Source organism: Kitasatospora sp. NPDC086009 (assembly GCF_044540385.1).
In the GTDB taxonomy this organism is placed as follows: domain Bacteria; phylum Actinomycetota; class Actinomycetes; order Streptomycetales; family Streptomycetaceae; genus Kitasatospora.
Genome location: NZ_JBITSA010000005.1, coordinates 6,013 through 28,291, shown reverse-complemented (window position 1 = coordinate 28,291; position 22,279 = coordinate 6,013). Strand labels below are relative to the sequence as shown.

Genomic DNA, 22,279 nt, shown 5'->3' with positions numbered 1-22,279 from the left:
CGGCCGGCCGGAGTGCCCGTTCGGCCGTGCCGGAGGTGCCTCTTCGGTCCACGCTTCGCCCGGGAACCTTCCGGTCCCGGGCGCTGTTCTGGCACCATCGGCCGCTACTGCGTGACGGACCGTCGGTGACCGCCGTCCTGCCCCGACGGAGGTTCCCGTGACCAGCTCCGACCCCACCCGGCCGGCGAGCCCGGCCCGTCCCGCCCGCCCGGTGACCTCCGGTGCCCACCGGCCGGCCCGGTGGGTGCGGACGAGGCTGCGCACCGGCCCCTGGGCGGCGCTGCTCACCGCCGGACTGGCCTTCGTGCTGGTGTTCCTGGCGGCGGCGATCCCGAGGGTGCTGGACCGCGGCGCGGACGCGGCGCTGCGGGACTTCCTGCACGACCGGGGCCCGCTGGAGACGAGCCTGCTCAGCACCGCTCGCTCCCCGGAGGGCGGCGGGACGGAGGCGGAGCTGGAGGCGGTGGCGGCTCAGCTGGTCGCCCGGGCCGGGGCCGGCCTCCCGGTGGCGCCGTCGGGACCGGTGTTCGGCGCCGAGGCCCTGCTGCGCCACGCGCTGACCACCCCCGGCCTGGACCGCCCGGACGGGCACTCCCCGCCGACCCTGCACCTGCGCTACCTCCACGGCTTCACCGAGCACACCACCCTGGTCGCCGGCGCCTGGCCGTCCGGCGGGAGCAAGGGCGAGCCGATCCCGATCGCGGTGGCCCGCAGTGCGGCGGAGACGATCGGGATCCGGCTCGGTGCGGTCCTCGACGACGACTCGGTGCCCCCGCAGCGGGTGCGGGTGACCGGCCTCTACACCGTCACCGACCCGGCCGAGCCGTACTGGGCCGACCTGCCGTGCACGGGCCGGGCCTGTCTGGAACGCTCGCTCAGCGACCCCAACATCAGGAGCTGGCACACCGCCGCGGTGATCGGGGGCGACGACCTGGGCGCCCTCGGGCGCTGGGGGCGCAACACGCGTGACTTCTGGCGGCTCCCGGTGGACACCGGCGTGCTGCGGGCCGACCGGCTGGCCGGGGTCAGGCACGATGTCGCCGCGTTCCTCACCGGGCCGACGGCCACCGCACTGCTCGCCGCCACCGGCCGCTCCGACCTCTCTACGACGTCCCGGCTGCCCGGCCACCTCGACCGGGCGGTGGCGCGGCAGGCCGCGGTCGCGCCGACGGCCCTGATCGGGCCGGCCGCCGTGGCGGGGGTCGCGGGGGTGGTGCTGGCCCTGGCCACCGCGCTCACCACCGACCGGCGCGGCGCGGAACTGCGGCTGCTGAGGGCCCGGGGCGGGTCCGGCACCGGGCTCCTGCTGCGGCTCTGCGGGGAGGGCGCGGTCACCGTCCTGCCGGCGGCCGTCGCGGCCACCGCGTCGGCGCTCTGGCTGTGGCCCACGCCGCGCTGGGCGGCGGCGGTGGCCGCCGCGCTGGTCACCACCGCCCTCGCCCTGCTCGCCGTTCCGGTCCGGGCCGCGCTGCCGCCGGCCGACGGCTCCGGCAGGGCCGCGCGCCGGGGCCGGCTGATCGCCGAACTCGTCGTCCTCGCCCTGACGGTGGCGGCGGTGTCGGGTGTCCGGCGCCGTGGCGTCGCCCCACCGGACGCGGGCCCCGACCTGCTGCTGGTGGCGGCCCCGCTGCTGATCGCCCTCACCGCGGCGCTACTGCTGGCACGCCTGCTGCCCGTCCTCGCGGGCGGCCTGGCCCGGGCGGCCGCCCGTTCCTCCGGCACGGTGGCGTTCCTGGGCCTGGCCCGCGCCGCCCGGGGCTCCGGTGGCCGGGGCGGCCGGCGGTCGCGGCCCTCCGTCCTGCCGCTCCTGGCCCTCGTGCTCGCGGTCACCACCGCCGGCTTCGGCGCGACCGTGCTGGCGGGCGTCGGGCTCGCCCGGGAGCAGGCCGCGAAGCTCGTGGTCGGGGCGGACGCCTCGGTGGCGGCGCCGGCCGGGATGACCCTGCCGCCCGGGTTCGCCGCGGCCGCCGCAGCGCTGCCGGGGGTCACGGCCGCCACCGCCGTGCGGCTGGAGAGCGAGGCGTTCCTGCTGGAGGGGGTCCCGGGCGTGCGCGCGGGTGTCGACCCGGAGGCCACCCAGGTCACCCTGGTGGTCGCCGAACCCCGGGCCTACGCGCGGATCGCCAGGACTGTCGGGGCGGGCACCTTCGACCCGGCGGCGCTCGACGCGCCGGCCGCGGCGGATCCGGGCGCGCCGACCGTCCCCGCCCTGTTCAGCGCCGACCTCGCCCGCCACCTCGGCCCCGGCGGCCACCGGCTGCGACTGCCCAGCGGCGGCGAAGTCCTCACAGCCCACGCCGGCACGGTCGACGCGACCCCCGCCCTGCCCGGCGCCACCCGCCCCTTCATCGTCCTGCCCACCCCCGCCGCGAGCGCCGTGCTGCCGGAACTCGCCCGCATCACCGACTGGTTCGCGCTCGGCCGGATCGACGAGCCGGCCCTGGCCGGCCTGGTCCGCGCGCTGCCGGCCTCCTCCCTCGCCGACCCCGCCGCCCCGCCGCCGCCCGGGCCGACCGCCGCCACCGCCGTGGTCGGCAACGACCCCGACGCGCTGCGCAGCGGCTACGTCACCCGGACCAGCGCCGCCGTCGCCGCCGACCTCGCCCAGGACCCCCTCCAGCACGCGGCGGGCCGCCTGTTCGGCCAGGCCCAGGCCGCCGCGGGCGCCTTCACCCTGCTCGCCGTCCTGCTCACACTGCTGCGCGCCGCCCCCGACCGGGCCGCCCTGCTGGCCCGGCTGCGCACCATGGGCCTGCGCTCCCGGCAGGGCCTCGCGCTCGTCCTCGCCGAGACGCTGCCGCAGACCCTGCTGGCCGCGGCCGGCGGCGCCCTGGCCGCGCTGACCGCCGTCGCCGTGCTCGGGCCGGCCGTCGACCTGTCCACCCTGGTCGGCGCCCCGGTGCCGACCAGGCTGCGCCCCGCGGCGGCGCCCCTGCTCCTCCCGGCCGCTGCGCTCGCCGCGCTGACTGCTCTCGCGGTCGTCGCCGAGGCCCTGACCGGCGGCCGCCGCCACCTCACCACCCACCTACGACTCGGCGACCGGCCTTGAGCCGTCCGGCCTCGGGGCGTCCGGCCCTGAGCAGACTCGCCCTGAGCCGACCCGTCCCGAGCGGACCGGCCTTGAGCCGTCCGGCCTCGGGGCGTCCGGCCTTGAGCCGACCCGTCCCGAGCCGACCCGTCCCGAGCGGACCGGCCCTGAGCCGTCCGGCCTCGGGGCGTCCGGCCTTGATCCGACCCGTCCCGAGCCGACCGGCCCTGAGCCGTCCGGCCTCGGGGCCACCGGCCTTGATCCGACCCGTCCCGAGCCGACCCGTCCCGAGCGGACCGGCCCTGAGTCGTCCGGCCTCGGGGCCACCGGCCTTGATCCGACCCGTCCCGAGCGGACCGGCCGTGAGCCGACCCGCCCCGAGCCGACCGGTCCTGCCGGGGCGCCGACCGGTCGCCGGCACCGGTCGGGCCCGCCGCGCGCCCTCCGGGGCTCGGCCGAGGAGGAGGCCGAGCCGCGATCCGGGGAGCCGCTGTCGGGCGACGACCGGGGGAATCCCCTGCGAAGGGCGGTACGCCGAGGCGGGCAGCGGCTCCCGCGATCGAGGCCGGACCGCCGGCCCGGCCTCACGGCACCGCCCGAGAAGTGACGAGCCCACAGCACCGTCGGCCCGGGCCGTGGGCGCGAGCGGCCGAGCCGGTGGCCTCCTGTGCCCTGGGCACGGCACCGTTCCCTACCTGATCGTCTCCATCGCGGCCCCCGGCGAGACCGCAGGGATCGGGCCCGGCATGACCGGTGGCAGGCCGATCGGCTGTTGGGCGGCGGGCCCGGACTCGACCGGGCCGGGGCCGACCACCGGGCGTGGGGCCGGTCACAGGGGCGGCAGCCTGGAGGTCCGGGGCAGTCCCCAGGGGAGCTCTCGGACTCGACCCGGCGGACACCGGAGGGCGGTTCCGCGTTCCCTCGCACCTGGCTATCGGCGAGCGCGACTCCGCCGGCCCCGTGACGTACGAGACGGTTCTCGGCCGTCTCGCGGCACGCGGCTGCGTCTGGCGCCAGGACGATGCCCCGACCTTCGACGACCAGCTCCGCGTCCGCACGGAGGCCGACGTCCCTCGGCTTCGTGCGCGCGCCCGACGGGTGGCTGCCGCCGATCCCCTCCATGTCGGCTCTCACGAAGGCCGGCCGAGGTCCCCGGTGCGGGCGGCGGCTGCCTCCTCCAGCAGCGACCAGCCGTCGAGCTCCACCGGTCGCCGGTCTCCCGGCTGCCATCCACGGGCCGCGGCCGTGCCCAGCAGGGCCCGGACGGCGCCCGGTTCGTGCAGGTTCAGTGAGCCACCCCGGACGAACCCGACGTCCCCGGAGCCCAGGGGGAACCCGCCGGGGACGTACCGGTCGGGTCCGCCGGCGAAGACGATGCGCAGCGTTCCGCCGGAGCCGGCCGGCTGCGGGTGCAGGGTGAGGGTCTCGCGGCAGTCGGTGAAGGCCTCGCCGGCCGGTCCGGGGTGGCTGTGGCGGAGCGACCACAGGTACGTCCGGCCGTCGGCGACCAGTCGGCGGGGCTTTCTCGGGTGGCGTGGCACAGAGCCGAGCGTACGCGGCGCGATCCGCCGGGTCCGCCGGGTCAGGGGGCCGGAGAGGGCGCGGACCTACGGTGCGGCCGGTCCGCGCGGGTCGGCGCCCGAGGTCAGCCAGGCCCCGATCCCTGAGAGGGCGTCCGGCCCGTTGTCGGCCTCCACCGTGGCGGCCAGGTCGGCGATCGTGACCCCGGCCAGCGAGGCCCGCCAGGCGGCGTCCGCGGCCCCCATCGCGCGGGCGATGGGGCACGGCTCGGTGCACTGCTCAGCTGGTGTCGCGAACGGCCCGCGCCGGCGTATCTCGGTGCACACGAACGCCGGGGTGGCGCCGTCGACGGCCTGGACGACGTCGAGCAGCGTGATCTCGTGGGCCGCCCTGGTGATCACGTAGCCGCCGGTCTTGCCCTGGACCGAGCGCACCAGACCCGCCCGCGAGAGGGCCTGCAACTGCTTGGCCAGGTAGCTGGGCGATACCTCGTGCAGCTCGGCCAGCCGGGCCGCCGGCACCGGCTCCCCGGCGGCGGTCAGGACCACACAGCAGTGCAGCGCCCATTCGACGCCGCCGGACAGCTTCATGTCGCCTCCACATTGACTCGGACATAGACTATCCGAGTATTATCCCGGACATCTGGTATCCGGGTTTGCCCCCAGGGGAAGCCCCCGTCACGAAGGAAGGCACACCATGAGGATCACCGTCATCGGCACCGGCCTGATCGGCTCCCGGCTCGCCGACGTGCTTGAGCGGCAGGGCCACGACGTGACGGCGGTGTCCCGGTCGTCCGGCCTCGACCTGCTCACCGGCGAGGGTCTCGACCAGGCGGTCGCCGGCGCCCACACGGTCGTCAACGTGACCAACTCCCCGACCTTCGACGAGCAGTCCCTCGACTTCTTCCGCACCACCGTCGGCAACCTGCTCGACGCCGGCGACAAGGCGGGCGTGCGCCACCAGGTCGCCCTGTCGATCGTCGGCGTGGACCAGGTGCCCCAGCTCGACTACTACCGGGCGAAGACCCTCCAGGAGGACCTGCTGCGCGGCGGCCCCACCCCCTACTCGATCGTCCGCGCCACCCAGTTCTTCGAGTTCGTGGAGCCCACCATGTCGTGGACCTCGGACGACAGCGCCGTCCGGCTGCCCGCGACTCCCCTCCAGCCCATCGCCGCCGACGACGTGGTCGACGTCCTCGCGGAGGTGGCCACGGCGGCCCCGCTGACCGGCACCCTCGACATCGCGGGCCCCGACCGGTTCACGCTGGACGAGCTCGGCCGGATCACCCTGGCCGCCAGGGGCGACGGGCGCCCTGTCGTCACCGACGACCAGGCGGGCCTGTTCGCCGCCGTCCGCGGCGACGTCCTCACCCCCGGCCCCGAGGCCCGCCTCGCGCCCACCCACTACCGCGACTGGCTGGCGGCCGCCATCGCCGGCTGAGGGCCGCGCCGGGCGGGGGCCCGGGCGCCGGGCGAGTGGTGCGGGTGTCGCGCCCCTGGGTCGGACGCCCGGCCCCATCGGTACTCGGACGCGCACCGTTTGCGCGGGCCCGTAGCGGAAAGGCGCGGCGCATGGCAGTCATCGATCTCACCCGGACCACTCCACTCGCCGCGGACGGGGCGGGCGCACACCTCTGGCTGATCGCCGTGGGCGTCCTCCTGGTCGTCGCCCTCATGCTCGCCTTCGTCCTGGGGCAGCGCCGCAAGGACCGCGAGCCGCCGCCCGTCGACCTGTCGGGGGCACGGGAGTCCGACCCGCGGCGCCAGCCGCCGCCGGGCTGATCCCGCTCGCCGGACCGCCCCGAAGGGCCCCGGGTCGGTCTGCCGACCCGTGAGCATCCGGCCTCCGCCGCACCTGCCCCAGCACGACCTCCGCCCCGGTACCGGACCCCGGTACCGGGGCGGACGTGTGGGTGGTGGTGCCCGCGGGGCCGGTGAGCGGTGGTGGCGGAGCCCGGGTGGACGGTGGCGACGGCGGGATCGAGCCGGTCGCCGATGGTCCGCACCACCCGGTGCGGACCATCGGCGGTTGGGCGGGGGTGCGGTGAGGCTTCGGGCCGGTGGGGGAGTCGACGGTGCCCGATGGACCGTCAGGCACCCGGGGGGTCAAGCGACGGACGGGTGGGCCGGGTTTCGGCCAACCCGGCGGGCGGGTGCTGACATGTCCGCGCAAACATGGCACGCTGCCGCTAGCCGTTCGCGTCCAACATGGCCGTACAACTTCGGTAGTTGACGTTGAGTCAGCGCTTTGGTTCCTTCCCGCCCCCGCTCCGTCGGACGAACACGGTTCCGCTCCACCCGGACGGCCAGGGTCCTGCCCGTCCGGGCCTGCACCGGCCGAGGTCGTACATCGGCCGCCTCCACGAGGAGTTCCGTTGAGAGGTTCCCCCCGCAAGGCCGTCGCCGCAGGTGCGTTGATCGCCGCATCCGCGATGATCGCCGTCACCTTCCCGGCACACGCCGCCCCCGCCCCCGTGTCCGAAGCTCCCGCCCCCGTGTCGGAAGCTCCCGCCCCCGCGTCCGAAGCTCCCGCCCCCAGGGCCGGCGCCCTCGCGGCGCCGCTGGGCGAGGAGGAGCGGACGGCGCTGCTGGCCGACGCCCAGGAGCGCCGCGCCGCCACCGCGAAAGCCCTCGGCCTCGGCGCCCAGGAGGAGTTGGTGCCGAAGGCGGTCGCCAGGGACGCGGACGGCACGGTGCACACCCGGTACGACCGCACCTTCGCCGGACTGCCCGTCCTCGGTGGTGACCTGGTGGTGCACACGGCCGCGAACGGCGCCACCACCGGCGTCGACAAGGCCACCGGCGCGGCCATCGCGATCGCGCCCGCCCTCGCGGCGGTCACCGCCGAGTCCGCCGACTCCGCCGCCCTGGAGCGCGCCAGGGCCGAGGGGGCGAAGGACGCGAAGTCCGAGTCCGTCCGCAAGGTGGTCTGGGCGGCCTCCGGCAGCCCGGCGCTCGCCTGGGAGAGCGTCGTCGGCGGTCTGCAGCACGACGGCACCCCCTCCGAGCTGCACGTGATCACCGACGCGGCGACCGGCGGCAGGCTGTTCGAGTACCAGGACGTGAAGAACGGGGTCGGCAACAGCCGGTACTCCGGTCAGGTCACCATCGGCACCGCCGGGTCGGCCGGCGCGTACAGCCTGACCGACAACGCCCGTGGCGGGCACCGGACGTACGACCTGCGGCACCAGGAGACCGACGACACGCCGGGCACGCTGTTCACCGACGCGGACGACGTGTGGGGCGACGGCGCCACCGGCAACGCGCAGACCGCCGGTGTGGACGCGCAGTACGGTGCCCAACTGACCTGGGACTTCTACCGGAACGTGCTGGGCCGCAACGGCATCAGGAACGACGGCGTCGCCGCCCACAGCCGCGTGCACTACGGCACCTCGTACGTCAACGCGTACTGGTGGGACGGCTGCTTCTGCATGACGTACGGCGACGGCGAGGGCGATGCCAACCCGCTCACGTCGATCGACGTCGCCGCCCACGAGATGACGCACGGCGTCACCTCCGCCACCGCCGACCTCGTCTACGGCAACGAGTCCGGCGGCCTGAACGAGGCCACCTCCGACATCATGGGCACCGCCGTGGAGTTCTGGGCGAACAACGCCGCCGACCCGGGCGACTACCTGATCGGCGAGAAGATCAACATCGACGGCGACGGCAAGCCGCTGCGCTACCAGGACCAGCCCTCCAAGGACGGCTACTCCAAGGACTACTGGTACTCCGGTGTGGGGTCCGAGGACGTCCACTTCTCCTCGGGCGTGGCCAACCACTGGTTCTACCTGGCCTCCGAGGGCAGCGGCGCCAAGCGGGTCAACGGCGTGAACTACGACTCGCCGACCCACGACGGCCTGCCGGTCAACCCGGTCGGCCGCGACGCCGCCACCAGGATCTGGTACCGGGCGCTGAGCACCTACATGACCTCCACCACCGACTACGCCGCCGCCCGTACGGCCACCCTCAAGGCGGCCGCCGACCTCTACGGTGCCACGAGTCCGACCTACAAGAACGCCGCCAACGCGTGGGCCGCGGTCAACGTCGGCGCGCGCCTCACCCAGGGCGTGACGGTCACCAACCCCGGTGACCAGGTCACCAGGACGGGTACGGCGGTGAGCCTGCAGACCAAGGCCGTCAGCAGCAATCCCGGCGCCCTGGCCTACGCGGCCACCGGGCTGCCCGCCGGCCTGACGATCAACGCCGTTACCGGCCGGATCACCGGCACCCCCACCGCCCAGGCCGAGAGCACCGTGACGCTCACCGTCAAGGACTCCACCGGCGCGCTGGACGTCGTGTCGTTCCTCTGGACCACCTACACCCTCGGCCAGTGCGCGACGTCCCAGCGACTCGCCAACCCCGGCTTCGAGTCGGGCCCGACGGCCTGGTTCGCCTCGGGCGCCCGGGTGATCGACTCCACCAATCCCTACACCGCGCCGCGCAGCGGCAGCTGGAAGGCGTTCCTGGACGGCTACGGGAGCACCCACACCGACACGCTGTCCCAGACGGTGTACATCCCCTGGGGGTGCCGGGCCACCCTCGGCTTCTGGGTGGACATCGCCACCGACGAGGGCACCAGGAGCATCCCCTACGACAAGCTCACCGTGCAGGCCGGGGACACCGTGCTGGCCACCTACTCCAACCTGGACGCCACCACCGGCTACGTCCGCAAGAGCGTCGACCTCTCCGCGTACGCCGGGCAGTACGTCAACCTGCGGTTCGTGGGGTCGGAGGACCTCGCCGCCCGGACCACGTTCCTGATCGACGACACCTCGGTCGACCTCGGTAACTGAACCGTCCGCCCGGACGGTTCCGCCGGCCGGTGACGGGCCGGTGCACCGGGGTGCACGGCGAGGCCCGGCCCGGCGGGGCCGGGCCTCGCTCCGCGCCCCGGTCGGTGCGGCCGGTCATTTCGGTACGGCGGTGGGCCAGTTGTTCTTGACGACGGTCTGCGCCTTCGCCACCTGGGACTCCTTCGGGAAGGCGGGGGTGCCCTCCACCGTCGGCAGCTTCGCGGCGAGCGCGGTGTCGAGGGTGCCGTTCTTGGCCATGGCGTCCATCAGGACCGGGCGGGCGAAGTCCACCAGCCGCAGGTTCTGGCCCTCGGGGGAGGCGAGGTACTCCTCCCAGAGGCGGGCGGCGGCCGGGTGCGGGGCGTCCTTGTTGACGGCCTGCGCGTAGTACTGGGAGAAGCTGCCGTCGAACGGGATGGAGACCCTCCAGTCCACGCCCGCCGGGCGCAGCTGGTCGACGTGCTGGAGGTTGAGGAAGTCCCACTCGATGCTGATCGGCGTCTTCCCGGTGGTGATCGCGGTCAGGTCGGAGTTGGCGTGGCTGAAGTTGCCGGCCTCGTTCAGCCGGGCGAAGAAGTCGATACCGGGCTGGATGTCGTCGAACGACCCGCCGTTCGCCAGGGCCACGGCGTACACGGCGGCGAAGGCCGACCCGGCGCTGGTGGGTTCGCCGGTGAACGCGATCATGCCCTTGTACTGCGGGTCGAACAGCTCGGCGAAGGAGTTCGGGCAGGTCTTCACCCGGTGGGCGTCGCAGCCGATGGAGACGTAACCGCCGTAGCTGTTGTACCAGCGGGCCTGGTGGTCCTTCTGGGCGGCGGGTATCTGGTCGTACCCGGTCGTGCGGTACGGGGCCAGCAGGCCCTGCGCGGCCGCGGACTGGGCGAAGGAGTCGCCCAGGTCGAGCACGTCGGGCGCGCCGGGCTGTCCCTTGAGCCGCTTGATGTCGTCGATCTCCTGCTGGCTGGAGCCGTCCGGGTTGTCGTTGACGACCTTGATCCCGTACTTCTTCGAGAACCCGTCCATCAGGCCGCCGTAGTTCGCCCAGTGGGGGAGCAGCGTGGTGGTGTTGAGCTGTCCCTCCGCCTGCGCCTGCCGGACCAGCTCGTCCATGCCGCCGATGTCCTGGGCGGAGGCGGAGCGGGCCGCCGCCACCGGCGTGCCGGCGCTCTGGCCGCCGCAGCCGGCGAGTCCGGCGGTCACCAGGGTCAGGCAGGCGGCGAGTGCGGCCAGGTGGCTTCGACGAGGTGTGACCACGACGCCTCCAGAAGGAGTGCAGGGAAGTTCGGGGGCCGGGCCGCCGGAAGGGGGGGGGCGGCGAGGTCTCGGCGGGGGCCGGTGCCGGGCGGCGGGGTGTCCGGCGGCCCGTGGACCCACGGGTCCCGCGTCCGGCCCGTGGGTCGGGCGTTGCCGACCGGAGGACTGCCGACCGCGGGGTCGCCCGGCCGGGCCACGGAGCCTGCGGCCGGTTCCGAGGTGGTGACGATGAGTTACGGATTCCGGGGCGCGGTGACGCTGAGTACCAGACTACCGGCCCGGTGGGCGGTTCCGCCGGAAATGCCTGGCCGGCCTCACGAATCCCCGCCCGACCCGCCCCGTGACCGGCCTCAGAGCTCGATGTCGTCCCAGGATCCCAGCAGCATGGCGCCCAGCGCCTCCTCGTCCTGCGCCCCGCCGCTGTCGAGCGTCTGGGAGGCCCAGATGGTCTTGCCCCGCGGGGAGTACCGGGTGCCCCAGTGCTGGGCGTACTGGGCGACGAGGAACAGGCCGCGGCCGCCCTCGTCGGTGTCCTTGGCCCGGCGGATGTGCGGGGCGGTGCTGCTGCCGTCGGAGACCTCGCAGACCAGGGTCTGGGTGAGGAGCAGCCGCACCCGGACCGGGTCCTTGCCGTAGCGGACGGCGTTGGTGATCAGTTCGCTGAGGATGAGCTCGGTGCCGAACGAGATGTGCTCCAGGCCCCACTCCGCCAGCTTGCGGGCACAGGCGTTGCGCACCGGGCCGACCGCGGCCGGGTCCCGGGCCACCTCCCACTCGGCGACGTGGTCGCGCTCCAGCAGCCGGGTCCGCGCCACCAGCAGCGCGACGTCGTCCTCCGGTCGGCCGGGCGGCAGCGTCGCCATCACGGCGGCGCAGACGGCCTCCGGCGAGGAGTCCGCCCCGCCGACGGTCGTGCGCAGCTCCTCCAGCGCCGCGTCCAGGTCGCGGGTGCGGTCGCCGAGCAGCCCGTCGGTGTAGAGGACCAGCCGGGAGCCCTCGGGCACGGTCAGCTCGGCAGTCTCCACGGGCAGGCCGGCACCGAGGCCCAGCGGCGGGGAGACCGGTGGGCGCAGGAACGTCACCGTCCCGTCGGGGTGGGCCACGGCGGGCGGGAGGTGGCCGGCGGTGGCCGCGGTCACCTGCCCGGACACGGCGTCGTAGACCACGTAGAGGCAGGTGGCGCCGGTGATCGCCTGGACGCTGTTCTCGCTGTCCTCGTCCTGGACGTCGATCCGGGAGACGAGCTCGTCCAGGTGGCCGAGCAACTCGTCGGGGGGCAGGTCCAGCGCCGAGAAGTTGTGGATGGCGATGCGCAGCCGGCCCATGGTGGCGGCGGCGTGCAGTCCGTGCCCCACCACGTCGCCGACCACCAGCGCGACCCGGGCGCCGGGCAGCGGGATCACGTCGAACCAGTCGCCGCCGGCCCCGGCCTGCGCGGGCAGGTAGCGGTGGGCCACCTCCAGGGCCTGCTGCTCCGGCATGCCGCGGGGCATCAGGCTGCGCTGCAGGGTCACCGCCATGGCGTGTTCGCGGGTGTAGCGCCGCGCGTTGTCGATGCACACCGCGGCGCGGCCGGCGACCTCCTCGGCGAAGGAGAGGTCCTCCTGGTCGAACGGCAGTGAGGCCCCGGCGCGCCAGAAGTTCACCAGACCGAGCACCACCCCGCGGGCCTGCAGGGGCACCACCGCGAGCGAGTGGATCCCGTAGTCGAGGATCTGCTGGGCGCGTTCGGGGTCCTGGGAGCGCCAGCCGCTGGAGCCGGCCAGGTCCGGTTCCACGAGGGAGCGCCCGTCGTGCACGCTGGCCGCCATGGGTGTGTCGGGCGCGAACCGGATCAGCTTGCCGACCGGGTAGAGCGGGTGGTCCTCGGCCAGCCCGGCGACCGCGCTGCGGCGCAGCCGGACGCTGGCCCCGTCCGGCTCCTCGCCACGCAGCACGGCGTCGCGCAACTCGACGGTGACGACGTCGGCGAACCCGGGGACGGCGACCTGGGCGAGCTCCTCGGCGGTGCGCACCACGTCCAGCGTGGAGCCGATCCGCATCCCGGCGTCGTAGAGCAGCCGCAGCCGCCCCCGGGCCACCTCCGCCCGGCCGGACAGCGAGCGCAGCTCGGTGGTGTCGCGCAGGGTCACCACGTTGGTGCGGTGCACGCCGAAGGGGGTGGTGGAGCGCTTGTTGAGGGCCAGCAGGCGGTCCGCCGCCAGGTGGACCTCGTCGCTGGCGATCCGGTCCGAGCTCAGCAGGTCGGCGGTGCGGGGGTCCAGCCCCAGGTCGCCGATCCGGCGTCCCTCCGCGTCGGGCGGGAGGTCCAGCAGCCGCCTGGCCTCGTCGTTGGCGAGCAGCAGCCGGTCGTCGTCGCCGGTGATGAGCACGCCCTCCCGCACGGCGTGCAGGACGGCGTCGTGGTGTTCGTACATCCGCGTCATCTCGGCCGGGCCCAGGCCTCGGGTCTGCCGGCGCAGCCGGCGGCTCACCAGGGCGGCGCCGCAGGCGGCCAGCGCGACGGCCACGCCGGCGCCGCCCAGGAAGAGGGGCAGCTGCCGGTTCACCGAGTGCTGCACCGATTCCACCGTGACCGGGACGGAGACGATCGCGACCACCTTGCCCGAGGCGTCCTTGACGGGGGCGGCGGAGATCACCGACGGGCCCAGCACTCCGTTGAAGGTCCGGGTGAAGGAGATGCCCTGCGCGGCCTTGGCGTACGGACCGATGACGTGCTTGCCGATCTGCGTGGTGTCGCTGTGGGTGAGGGTGATCCCGTCCAGCTTGTACACGATGATGGCGTCGACGCCGGCGGCCTTGCGGGCCTCCTCGGCCAGGGGCTGCAGCGTCGCGCTGGGATCGTCGCTGTCCAGGGCCTCCAGGAGGCCCGGGGCGTGCGCGAAGGACTGGGCGGCGGCGACGGTGCGGTCCCGGGCGTCGGCCAGGGTCTCGCGCCGGGTCTGCAGGACGAGGGCCACCAGCGCCCCGGCGATGAGCAGGATCACCAGCAGCAGTTGGAGGAAGAAGACCTCCCGGGCGAAGCTGCGGGTGGCCGGACGGGTCCGGCCGGCGAACGGGCGCGACCCGGCTGCCGACTCGCCCGTCGACTCCGGGGCGGCGGCCTCGGTCCGGGGCGATGCGGTGGCGCCGGGCTTTCCGGAGCGACGGGTGAACCATCGCCGGAATATGCCCGAATTTACGCTCATACCCCCTTTTATCCTGGTTTCCACAGAACTGGCAAGGAAACCGTGACCGCCCGGTCCCTCCTGGGGGGCGGCTTCGGCCGCGCGGGCGGCCGGCGTGCTCCCGGTGTCCTCCCGGGCACGGTCGGCGGCGCGGCGCCGACCCCGGGCGGCGCGCGCACAAAACGCTGCACAAACGATTCGACTGGGCCGATGGAGCGGAATCGCTGCAGCGTGGGGACGTGACCCCACCCACGCGGACCTGTGTCGGCGTCCCCCTCCAGCGGGCGGCGCCGGCAGGCGACGGCCTGCCGCGGCTCCTGGCCCGCTCGGCGCGCGGCGACGAGGCGGCGTTCGAGCAGCTGTACCGCGCCGTCGCCGGGCCGGTGTACGGGACCGCGCTGCGGACGCTGCGCGATCCGGCCCACGCCGAGGAGGTCGCCCAGGAGGTCCTGTTCGAAGTGTGGCGCACCGCCGCGGCCTACCGGGCCGAGCGCGGGTCGGTGCTGACGTGGGTGCTGACCATCGCGCACCACCGGGCCGTGGACCGCGCCCGCGCCGCCCGGGCGGCCACCGAGCGCGACCGGAGCCTCGCCCGCCGGGACGTCGCGGAGGCTGACCCGCCGGACGAACAGGCCGTCCGCTCGCTGGACCGGCTGCGGGTCCGGTCGGCACTCGCGGGTCTGAGCGGCGTCCAGCGCGAGGCGGTGGTGCTGGCCTACTTCGGCGGGTACTCGCAGCGCGAGATCGCGCACCGGCTGGAGGTGCCGCTGGGCACCGTCAAGACCCGGATCCGCGACGGTCTGACCCGGCTCCGGGCCGCGTTCGCACTGCCGGACCGGGGCGGAGCGCGCCCGGGGGGAGTGCCGGCCCAGCCGTCCCCCGGCACCGGCCGCCCGGGCCGGTCACCGGCCGGGAGCGGCCCGCGATCGCCGGAAGCGGGCCGCGGCGCCGCGCCGGCAGGGATCCGCCCGAGCCCGCCGGCGGGCCCGCCAGCTCCGGCCGCGCGCAACGGTGCGGGAACGCTGCGCCGGGCGGCGGGGTGCCGTGCGGGCGAGCATGGAAGCGTCACTTCTGACGACGGGCCACCGTCGGTGGCCGTCGCCACCGGGCGTCCGCGGCCGCGTATACGGTTGACCGCGCGAGCCCCTACGCGCACGCGAGCACCCACCCGATGCCCGGGGCGGCAGCGCTCCGACGCAGGCCCACGGACCGTCCCACCAGCGGGAGGACATCATGACTCTCGACCACCGCACCCCCGCGCACGAGCGCCCCGTGCCCGCGAGCCCGCCCACCGAGACGCCCGAGTGCGAGGCGTCGACCTGCGCGGGCATCTCCACCCCGGAGGTGACCGAGCTGCACACGGCCTGGCCCGGCTGGATCCCCCTCCTGGTGATCACCGTGCTGGTGGTCTGCTGCGTCGGCTTCGCGGTGGGGAGGATCGGGGGATGGTGACCCTGCCCGCCGAGCACGGCGCCGGCCCGTGGGGCGGTGGCCGGCCGGGCCCACCGGACGCCCCCGAGGACGCGGGGCTGCCCACCGGCGGAGTCGCCCGCCGCCTCGGCGTGTCGCCGACCACGGTCCGCTCGTGGGAACGCCGCTACGGCATCGGCCCGGCCGACCGCGCGGCCGGGCACCATCGCCGCTGGAGCCGGCAGGACATCGCGGTCCTGGAGGCCATGTGCCGCCTGACGGCCCGCGGAGTGCCGCCGGGCGAGGCGGCCCGGGCCGCCCTCGCCGAGCGCCGCGCCGCGCTCCACGACGCACCGCCGCCCGCCGGCCGGCCGCCCGGAACGGAGGGGTCGAGTGACATCCCGGCCCGCCGCGACCCGGGCGGCAGCCGTGCCCTGCGGGTCGGGACGGTACGCCCCGAGTGCCGCGGCCTGGCCCGGGCGGCGGTCCGGCTGGACGCACCCGAGGTCGCCGGGATCCTGCGCGACGCGGTCGTCGCACTGGGGGTGGTCGACGCGTGGACGGAGGTCATGATGCCCGCCCTGCGGGCCGCGGGCCGCAAGTGGGCGGCCGACGGCGAGCAGTACGTCGAGGTCGAGCACCTGCTCTCCTGGCACGTCTCCAGCGTCCTGCGCGGCGTGGCCGTGGAGACCGGCCCGACCCGGCCGGTGCCGCCCGTCGTCCTCGCGGCGGTGCCCGGCGAGCAGCACACCCTCCCGCTGGAGGCGACGGCCGCGGCGCTCACCGAGCGCGGCCTGCCCTTCCGGATGCTGGGGGCGGCCGTCCCGTTCCGGGCCCTGCTCGACGCCGTCCACCGGATCGGCCCGGGCGCCGTGATGATCTGGTCCCAGGACCGGCACACCGCCGACCCCGAGCTGCTGCGCCGGGTGAGCGGCAGCATGTGGGGTCCGCGCGGCTCCCGCACCCGGGCCCTGGTGGTGGCCGCCGGCCCCGGCTGGGCCCGCGCCCTTCCCCCGGCCGGCGCCGCCTGCCCCCGCACCCTCGCGAGCGCCGTGGACCTTCTCGAACAGGCGCTCACGGGCTGACCTCCGCCGCCCGGCGGGCCGGTTCCCGGCCGCGCCGGGCCCCGCCGGATCCGCGCCGGTCCCGCCCGCTGTGCCGGACGCTCGTCGGCCACGGTGCGCGATGCGCACGAGCCCCCGCAGCCCGACGCCGGGCCGCTCCACGAGCCGGGATCCACGAGTCGGGCCGGTCCCCACGAGCCGGGCCAATCCAAGGACCGGGTCGGCTCCGAAGATCCGGTGCAACGACAAAGCGGGCCGCGCCGCGGCCCCGTCGGGAGGGGCTCTCGTGACCATGTTCGGCATCGTCTCCACCTCGCGGGCCCCCGCCCGCGGCGACGGCGGCGCGCGTCCGCGCCGGGTGGCGGTGGTGGGGTCCGGCGTGGCCGGACTCACCGCGGCGTACGAGCTGTCCCGCGCCGGGACGGAGGTCGAGCTGTTCGAGGCCGACGGGCGCCTCGGCGGCCACGCCCACACCCAGCGGGCGACCGCACGGGACGGGCGGACGCTGGCCCTGGACACCGGCTTCCTGGTCCACAACACCCGGACCTACCCCCACCTGCTGCGGCTCTTCGCCGAACTCGGGGTGCGCACCCAGGACACCGAGATGAGCATGTCCGTGCGGTGCGACGGGTGCGGTCTGGAGTACGCGGGCGCGCGCGGACCGGCCGGCCTGCTGGCCAGGCCCGACGCCCTGACGCGCGGCCGGTACCTGCGGATGCTCACCGAGGTGCCGCGCTTCCACCGGCGGGCCCGCCGCCTGCTCGCCGACCCGGCCGCCGGCGACCCCAGCCTGCGTGACTTCCTCACCGCCGAGGCCTTCTCCCCGTACTTCGTGAGCCACTTCATGACCCCGGTGGTGTCCGCGGTGTGGTCCTGCGCCCCCGACCTGGCAGGCGACTACCCGGCGCGGTACCTGTTCACGTTCCTCGACAACCACGGCCTGCTCGGGGTGACCGGCGCGCCGGCCTGGCGGACCGTCGTCGGCGGCTCCCGCACGTACGTGGAGAGGATCGCCGAGCGGCTCACCACCGTCCGCCGGTCCGCCCCGGTCCGGGCGGTGCGCCGGCACCCGGACGGGGTCAGCGTCGTCACCGCGGACGGACACCGGACCGAGGCCGACGCCGTCGTCGTCGCCACCCACGCCGACCAGGCGCTGCGCCTGCTCGCCGATCCGACCGACGCGGAGCTGGAGATCCTCAGCGCCTTCACCTACTCGCGCAACCCGACCGTGCTGCACCGCGACCCCTCCGTGCTGCCCACCGCCCGGTGGGCCCGCGCCTCGTGGAACTACCGGATGCCCCACTGCACCGCCCCCTCGGACCGGGTACGGGTCAGCTACCACCTCAACCGGCTGCTCCGGCTGGACGCCGACGACGACTACCTGGTCACCCTCAACGAGGACCGGGACCAGCCCGTCCCGGAGCACCTGATGGTCTCCCGCACCGTCTACGAGCACCCGGTCTACACCGCGGGCACCCTCGCCGCGCAGCGCCGGCTGCCCGAACTCGCCACGGCCCGCACCGCGTTCGCCGGCGCCTACCACGGCTGGGGCTTCCACGAGGACGGCTGCCGCTCCGGGGTCGAGGCGGCCCGGTCGCTGCTGGGGGTGGGCGCGCCGTGACCACCCCGCCCGGGCCCTGGGGCGCGGTCCTCTACGACACCCTCACCACCCATGTGCGCACCGATCCACCCAGGCCGCCGTTCCGCCACCGCGGCTACCTGTGGCTGGTCGACCCGGACCGCCTCCCCCGGGTGCCGTGGCCACTGCGTCCGCTGGCCTCCTTCCGCCCGCGGGACCACCGGATCGACCGGGGTGCACGAGAGTTGACGATCCGTCAGGAAATCGACCGGTACCTGGCCGAGCACGGCGTACGGCTCGGCGAGGGCCGGATCCTGATGCTCACCCAGGCGCGGTCGCTCGGGCACGTGTTCAACCCGCTGACCGTGTACTGGTGCCGCGACGGCGCGGGCCACCCGCTCTGCACGGTCGTCGAGGTCCACAACACCTACGGCGGCCGCCACCGCTACCTGCTGCCGCCCGATCCCGGCGGCCGTGCCGAGACCCCCAAGGACTTCTACGTCTCACCGTTCTTCCCGGTCGACGGACGCTACCGGATGGTGCTGCCGGAGCCGGGGGAGCGGCTGGCCCTGACCGTCCACCTGGACCGCGGCGGCGGCCGCGCCTTCACGGCCACCGTCCGCGGCACCGGCCGCCCGGCCGGCCCCGCCGCCCTGCTGCGTGCCGCGCTCGCCCACCCCCTCGCCACCTGGGCCGTCAGCCTCCACATCCGCTACCGGGGCGTCCGCCTCTGGCTGAGCGGCCTGCCCGTCCACCCCCGCCCGACCGCCGGCCCGGACCGGTGCGCAGAGCGGTCCACGCCCACGGAAGAGCCCACGGAAGTGCCCACGGAAGAGGTGCCCGCCCCATGACGACCACGGTTCCCCCGACGGCGAGGCCGACGCCCGTCGTCGATCCCGCCCGCTGGCCGGACGTCGCCAGGGTGCCGCACGTGCCGCTGCGCGCGGCCGTCGCCGGACGCCTGCTGCGCCGGGTCGCCGCGCGGCGCGGCCTGCTCGTCGAACTCCCCGGCGGCCGGGCCCTGCGCCCCGCCCCGCCCGGCGCGCCGGTGCTGCGCCTGCACCACCCGCGGGCCTTCCTCCACCGCCTCGGCGAGAGCGGCCTGATCGGCTTCGGCGAGTCCTACCAGGCCGGCGACTGGGACAGCCCCGACCTGGTCGCCCTCCTCACCGCGCTGGCCAGCGCCCCCGAGACCCTCGTCCCGGCCGGCGCGCGCTGGCTGCGCCGCTTCTACGTCCGGCGCCCGCCGGCGGCGGAACTGCCCACCGCGGCGAACGCCCGGAGCAACGTCCGCCGGCACTACGACCTGTCCAACGACCTGTTCGCCCTGTTCCTCGACCCGACGATGACCTACTCCTCGGCGCTCTTCGCCGCCGGACCGGACCGTCGGCCGACCGCCACCCGGGAGGAGCTGGCCGCCGCCCAGCACCGCAAGATCGACCGGCTGCTCGACCTCGCGGACGTCGGCCCCGGCACCCGGCTGCTGGAGATCGGCACCGGCTGGGGCGAACTCGCCCTGCGTGCCGCCGCCCGGGGCGCCCGCGTCGTCAGCCTGACCCTCTCCGAGGAGCAACTCGCCCTCGCCCGGCGGCGGATCGCCGAGGCCGGACAGCAGGACCGGGCCGAGGTCCGGCTCTGCGACTACCGCACCGCGGAGGGCGAGTACGACGCCGTCGTCAGCGTCGAGATGATCGAGGCCGTCGGACGCCCGTTCTGGCCGGACTACTTCACCGTGCTCGACCGGGTCCTCGCCCCCGGCGGCCGGGTCGCCCTCCAGGCGATCACCATGCCGCACGACCGCATGCTCGCCGGCAGCCGCAGCCACACCTGGATCCTCAAGTACGTGTTCCCCGGCGGCCGGATCCCGTCCGTGCGGGCGATGACCGAGACCGCCGCCCGCCACACCCGGCTGCGGGTGACCGGCACCGACGCGTTCGGGCCGCACTACGCCGAGACCCTGCGGCTGTGGCGCGAGCGCTTCTGCGAACGGCCCGAGGAGGTCGAGTCCCTCGGCTTCGACGAGGTGTTCCGGCGGATGTGGGAGCTGTACCTCGCCTACTCCGAAGCCGGGTTCCGCACCGGGTACCTCGATGTCCACCAGCTGCTGCTGACCCGTGCGGAGGGGGCGACGTGAACACCGGAGCCTTCGTCCTCGGCCTCGCGGCGACCGCTGCCGCGGCCCTCGTCGTCCTGCTCGTCGCGTTCGCGGTGGGCGTGCGGACCGGCCGCCACCGGGGTGTGGACGTCGCCTGGGGCCTGGCGTTCGCCGCGGTGGCGCTCACCGGGTACGCGCTGTCGGCCGGGCACGGGGACGACGGCCGCCGGCTGCTCGCGACCGCGCTCGTCCTGGTGTGGGGCCTTCGCCTGTCCGCGCACCTCTGGTGGCGCGCCCGGGGAGCGCCCGAGGACCCCCGCTACGCCGCGATGCTCTCCCGCGCCCCCGAGGGCCCGGCCCGCACGCGGTACGCGCTGCGGATCGTCTACCTGCTCCAGGCCGCCCTGGTGTGGTTCGTCGCGCTGCCGGTCCTGGCCGCCCAGTACACCGACCGGCCGCCGGGCGCGCTCGCCTGGGCGGGCACCGCGCTCTGGGCGGTCGGCCTGTTCTTCGAGGCGGTCGGCGACCGGCAGCTCGCCCGGTTCAAGGCCGACCCCGGCAACCGGGGCGCGGTCATGGACCGCGGCCTCTGGCGCTACACCCGCCACCCGAACTACTTCGGCGACGCCTGCGTGTGGTGGGGCCTGTTCCTGCTCGCCGCCGACACGCCGGCCGGCGCGGCGTTCGTCCTCAGCCCGCTCCTGATGACCTACCTGCTGGCCTTCGGCAGCGGCAAGCCGATGCTGGAACGCCGGATGGGCGCGCACCGCCCCGGCTGGGCCGAGTACGCGGCCCGCACCAGCGGCTTCCTGCCCCTGCCGCCCCGCCGGACCCCGCGGGAACCCCGAACTCCCCGCACCCCCCAGCCCCCGTCGTCCCCGAGGTCCCCCCGATGACCGTCTCGATCGCCCTGTTCACCCAGGACCTGCGCCTGCACGACAACCCCGTGCTGCACGCCGCGCACACCGCGGCCGACCAGGTCGTCCCGCTGTTCGTGCTCGACCCCGCCGTCGCGGCCGCGGGGTTCGCCGCCCCCAACCGGCAGGCGTTCCTCGCCGACTGCCTCGCCGACCTCGACGCCTCCCTGCGCGCCGCCGGCTCCCGGCTCGTCCTGCGCACGGGCGACCCGGCCGAGCAGGCGGCCCGCGTGGCCGCCGAGACCGGGGCCGCCACCGTGCACGTCGCCGCGGGCGCGAGCGGCTTCGCGCACCGGCGCGAGGCACGGCTGCGCAAGCTCCTCGACGACCGGCTGCACGTCCACGACGCGTCCCTGACCGTCGTCGCGCCCGGCCGCGTCACCCCGGCCGGGCGCGACCACTACACGGTCTTCACCCCGTACCACCGCGCCTGGCTGGAGGCACCCCGGCGGACCGTGCTGGCCGCACCCCGCCGGCTCGCCACCCCGGAGCACGTCCGCGGCGAGGACCTCCCCGCCGCCCGTCCGAGCTCACCCGCCCTGCCGCCCGGCGGCGAGACGGCGGCCCGCCGGCGCCGGCGGGACTGGGACGTCGACGGCTACGCCGACCTGCACGACGACCTCGCCGCCGACGACACCTCCCGGCTCTCCCCGTACCTGCACTTCGGCTGCCTGTCCCCGACGGAACTCGCCACCGATGCCCTGCGGCACGACGGCCCCGGTGCACGGGCGTTCGTCCGGCAGCTCGCCTGGCGCGACTTCCACCACCAGGTGCTCGCCGCCCGCCCCGAGGCCGCGCACCGCGACTACCGCACCCGGGACGACCACTGGCACCACGACGAGCGCGAGGCCGAGGCGTGGCGCCGGGGCCGCACCGGCTACCCGATCATCGACGCCGGAATGCGCCAACTCGCCCACGAGGGCTGGATGCACAACCGCGCCCGCCTCCTGACGGCGAGCTTCCTCACCAAGAGCCTCTACCTCGACTGGCGCATCGGCGCCGCCCACTTCCTGTCCCTGCTCGTCGACGGCGACGTCGCCAACAACCAGCTCAACTGGCAGTGGGTCGCGGGCACCGGCACCGACACCCGGCCCAACCGGGTCCTCAACCCGCTGCGCCAGGCCGACCGTTACGACCCCGAGGGCGATTACGTCCGCCGGTGGGTGCCCGAACTCGCCCACCTCCCCGGCCCGCTGGTCCACCGGCCCTGGCTCCTGGACGACGGCTACCCGCCGCCGATCATCGAGCCGGAGGCCCTGACCGCGCGGTTCCGGCACGGGCGCTCCTGACCCCGGGCGCTTCTGACCCCGGGCGCACGTGCCGGCCACGCCAACGGCGGTGGGGGGGGGGGCCCCCCGCCCCCCCCCCCCCCCCCCCGGCCGGGGGCGCCCCCCCCCACCGGCGGCCCCCGGGCGGCGGGCGCGCGCCCCACCACCCGGCCGGGGC

Annotated in this window: 15 protein-coding genes and 1 pseudogene; 12 read left to right on the top strand and 4 right to left on the bottom strand. The window is 75.8% G+C overall.

The window, feature by feature from the left end:
* The first annotated feature begins 157 nt into the window (after window positions 1–157).
* Window positions 158–3,049: a hypothetical protein gene (locus ACIF6L_RS14680; protein ID WP_396487166.1), complete on the top strand. Its 2,892-nt coding sequence runs from the start codon at window positions 158–160 to the stop codon at window positions 3,047–3,049.
* Window positions 3,050–4,158: 1,109 nt separating this feature from the next.
* Here ACIF6L_RS14680 and ACIF6L_RS14675 read toward each other — a convergent pair.
* The gene (locus tag ACIF6L_RS14675; protein WP_396487164.1) at window positions 4,159–4,569 is read right to left on the bottom strand and encodes a hypothetical protein; all 411 of its coding nucleotides are present in this window, start codon (window positions 4,567–4,569) and stop codon (window positions 4,159–4,161) included.
* Between the two features lie 66 nt (window positions 4,570–4,635).
* The gene (locus ACIF6L_RS14670; RefSeq protein WP_396487163.1) at window positions 4,636–5,139 is read right to left on the bottom strand and encodes an RrF2 family transcriptional regulator; all 504 of its coding nucleotides are present in this window, start codon (window positions 5,137–5,139) and stop codon (window positions 4,636–4,638) included.
* A gap of 106 nt (window positions 5,140–5,245) precedes the next feature.
* On the opposite strand from ACIF6L_RS14670, the gene ACIF6L_RS14665 reads away from it, so the two are divergent.
* The 3 genes from ACIF6L_RS14665 to ACIF6L_RS14655 all read left to right on the top strand — a co-directional run bounded on the left by ACIF6L_RS14665 (window position 5,246) and on the right by ACIF6L_RS14655 (window position 9,344).
* Window positions 5,246–5,989 carry an SDR family oxidoreductase gene (locus ACIF6L_RS14665; RefSeq protein WP_396487161.1) on the top strand — a complete coding sequence of 248 codons (744 nt, stop codon included), beginning with the start codon at window positions 5,246–5,248 and terminating at the stop codon, window positions 5,987–5,989.
* Window positions 5,990–6,120: 131 nt separating this feature from the next.
* Entirely contained in the window at window positions 6,121–6,330 is a 210-nt protein-coding gene (locus ACIF6L_RS14660) for a DUF6479 family protein (RefSeq protein WP_329491594.1), read from the top strand.
* 650 nt (window positions 6,331–6,980) lie between these two features.
* On the top strand, window positions 6,981–9,344 hold the full coding sequence (locus tag ACIF6L_RS14655; protein WP_396487669.1) for a M4 family metallopeptidase: 2,364 nt from the start codon (window positions 6,981–6,983) through the stop codon (window positions 9,342–9,344).
* Window positions 9,345–9,458: 114 nt separating this feature from the next.
* Here ACIF6L_RS14655 and ACIF6L_RS14650 read toward each other — a convergent pair whose 3' ends face one another.
* Together ACIF6L_RS14650 and ACIF6L_RS14645 are read right to left on the bottom strand one after the other, a co-directional pair.
* A complete protein-coding gene (locus ACIF6L_RS14650; protein WP_396487159.1) occupies window positions 9,459–10,601 on the bottom strand; it encodes an ABC transporter substrate-binding protein in 1,143 nt (380 codons plus the stop codon).
* A gap of 350 nt (window positions 10,602–10,951) precedes the next feature.
* Window positions 10,952–13,789, bottom strand: a complete 2,838-nt coding sequence (locus ACIF6L_RS14645; RefSeq protein ID WP_396487157.1) for a SpoIIE family protein phosphatase — start codon at window positions 13,787–13,789, stop codon at window positions 10,952–10,954.
* 218 nt (window positions 13,790–14,007) lie between these two features.
* Between ACIF6L_RS14645 and ACIF6L_RS14640 the strand changes: the two are divergent.
* From ACIF6L_RS14640 to ACIF6L_RS14605, 8 genes and pseudogenes are all read left to right on the top strand, one after another.
* Window positions 14,008–14,574 (top strand): annotated as a pseudogene (locus tag ACIF6L_RS14640) (sigma-70 family RNA polymerase sigma factor); the annotation flags it as partial.
* Between the two features lie 427 nt (window positions 14,575–15,001).
* Entirely contained in the window at window positions 15,002–15,220 is a 219-nt protein-coding gene (locus ACIF6L_RS14635; RefSeq protein WP_396487668.1) for a DUF6480 family protein, read from the top strand.
* Window positions 15,214–16,263, top strand: a complete 1,050-nt coding sequence (locus ACIF6L_RS14630) for a MerR family transcriptional regulator (RefSeq protein WP_396487666.1) — start codon at window positions 15,214–15,216, stop codon at window positions 16,261–16,263. The genes ACIF6L_RS14635 and ACIF6L_RS14630 overlap by 7 nt, the downstream gene beginning before the upstream one ends.
* 271 nt (window positions 16,264–16,534) lie before the next feature.
* Window positions 16,535–17,863: an NAD(P)/FAD-dependent oxidoreductase gene (locus ACIF6L_RS14625; RefSeq protein ID WP_396487664.1), complete on the top strand. Its 1,329-nt coding sequence runs from the start codon at window positions 16,535–16,537 to the stop codon at window positions 17,861–17,863.
* On the top strand, window positions 17,860–18,672 hold the full coding sequence (locus ACIF6L_RS14620; protein ID WP_396487155.1) for a DUF1365 domain-containing protein: 813 nt from the start codon (window positions 17,860–17,862) through the stop codon (window positions 18,670–18,672). The genes ACIF6L_RS14625 and ACIF6L_RS14620 overlap by 4 nt, the downstream gene beginning before the upstream one ends.
* Window positions 18,669–19,955, top strand: a complete 1,287-nt coding sequence (locus ACIF6L_RS14615; protein ID WP_329491598.1) for a class I SAM-dependent methyltransferase — start codon at window positions 18,669–18,671, stop codon at window positions 19,953–19,955. Before ACIF6L_RS14620 ends, ACIF6L_RS14615 begins: the two co-directional genes overlap by 4 nt.
* On the top strand, window positions 19,952–20,812 hold the full coding sequence (locus tag ACIF6L_RS14610; protein ID WP_396487154.1) for a DUF1295 domain-containing protein: 861 nt from the start codon (window positions 19,952–19,954) through the stop codon (window positions 20,810–20,812). Before ACIF6L_RS14615 ends, ACIF6L_RS14610 begins: the two co-directional genes overlap by 4 nt.
* A complete protein-coding gene (locus ACIF6L_RS14605; RefSeq protein ID WP_396487152.1) occupies window positions 20,809–22,122 on the top strand; it encodes a cryptochrome/photolyase family protein in 1,314 nt (437 codons plus the stop codon). Before ACIF6L_RS14610 ends, ACIF6L_RS14605 begins: the two co-directional genes overlap by 4 nt.
* The last annotated feature ends 157 nt before the right edge of the window (window positions 22,123–22,279 follow it).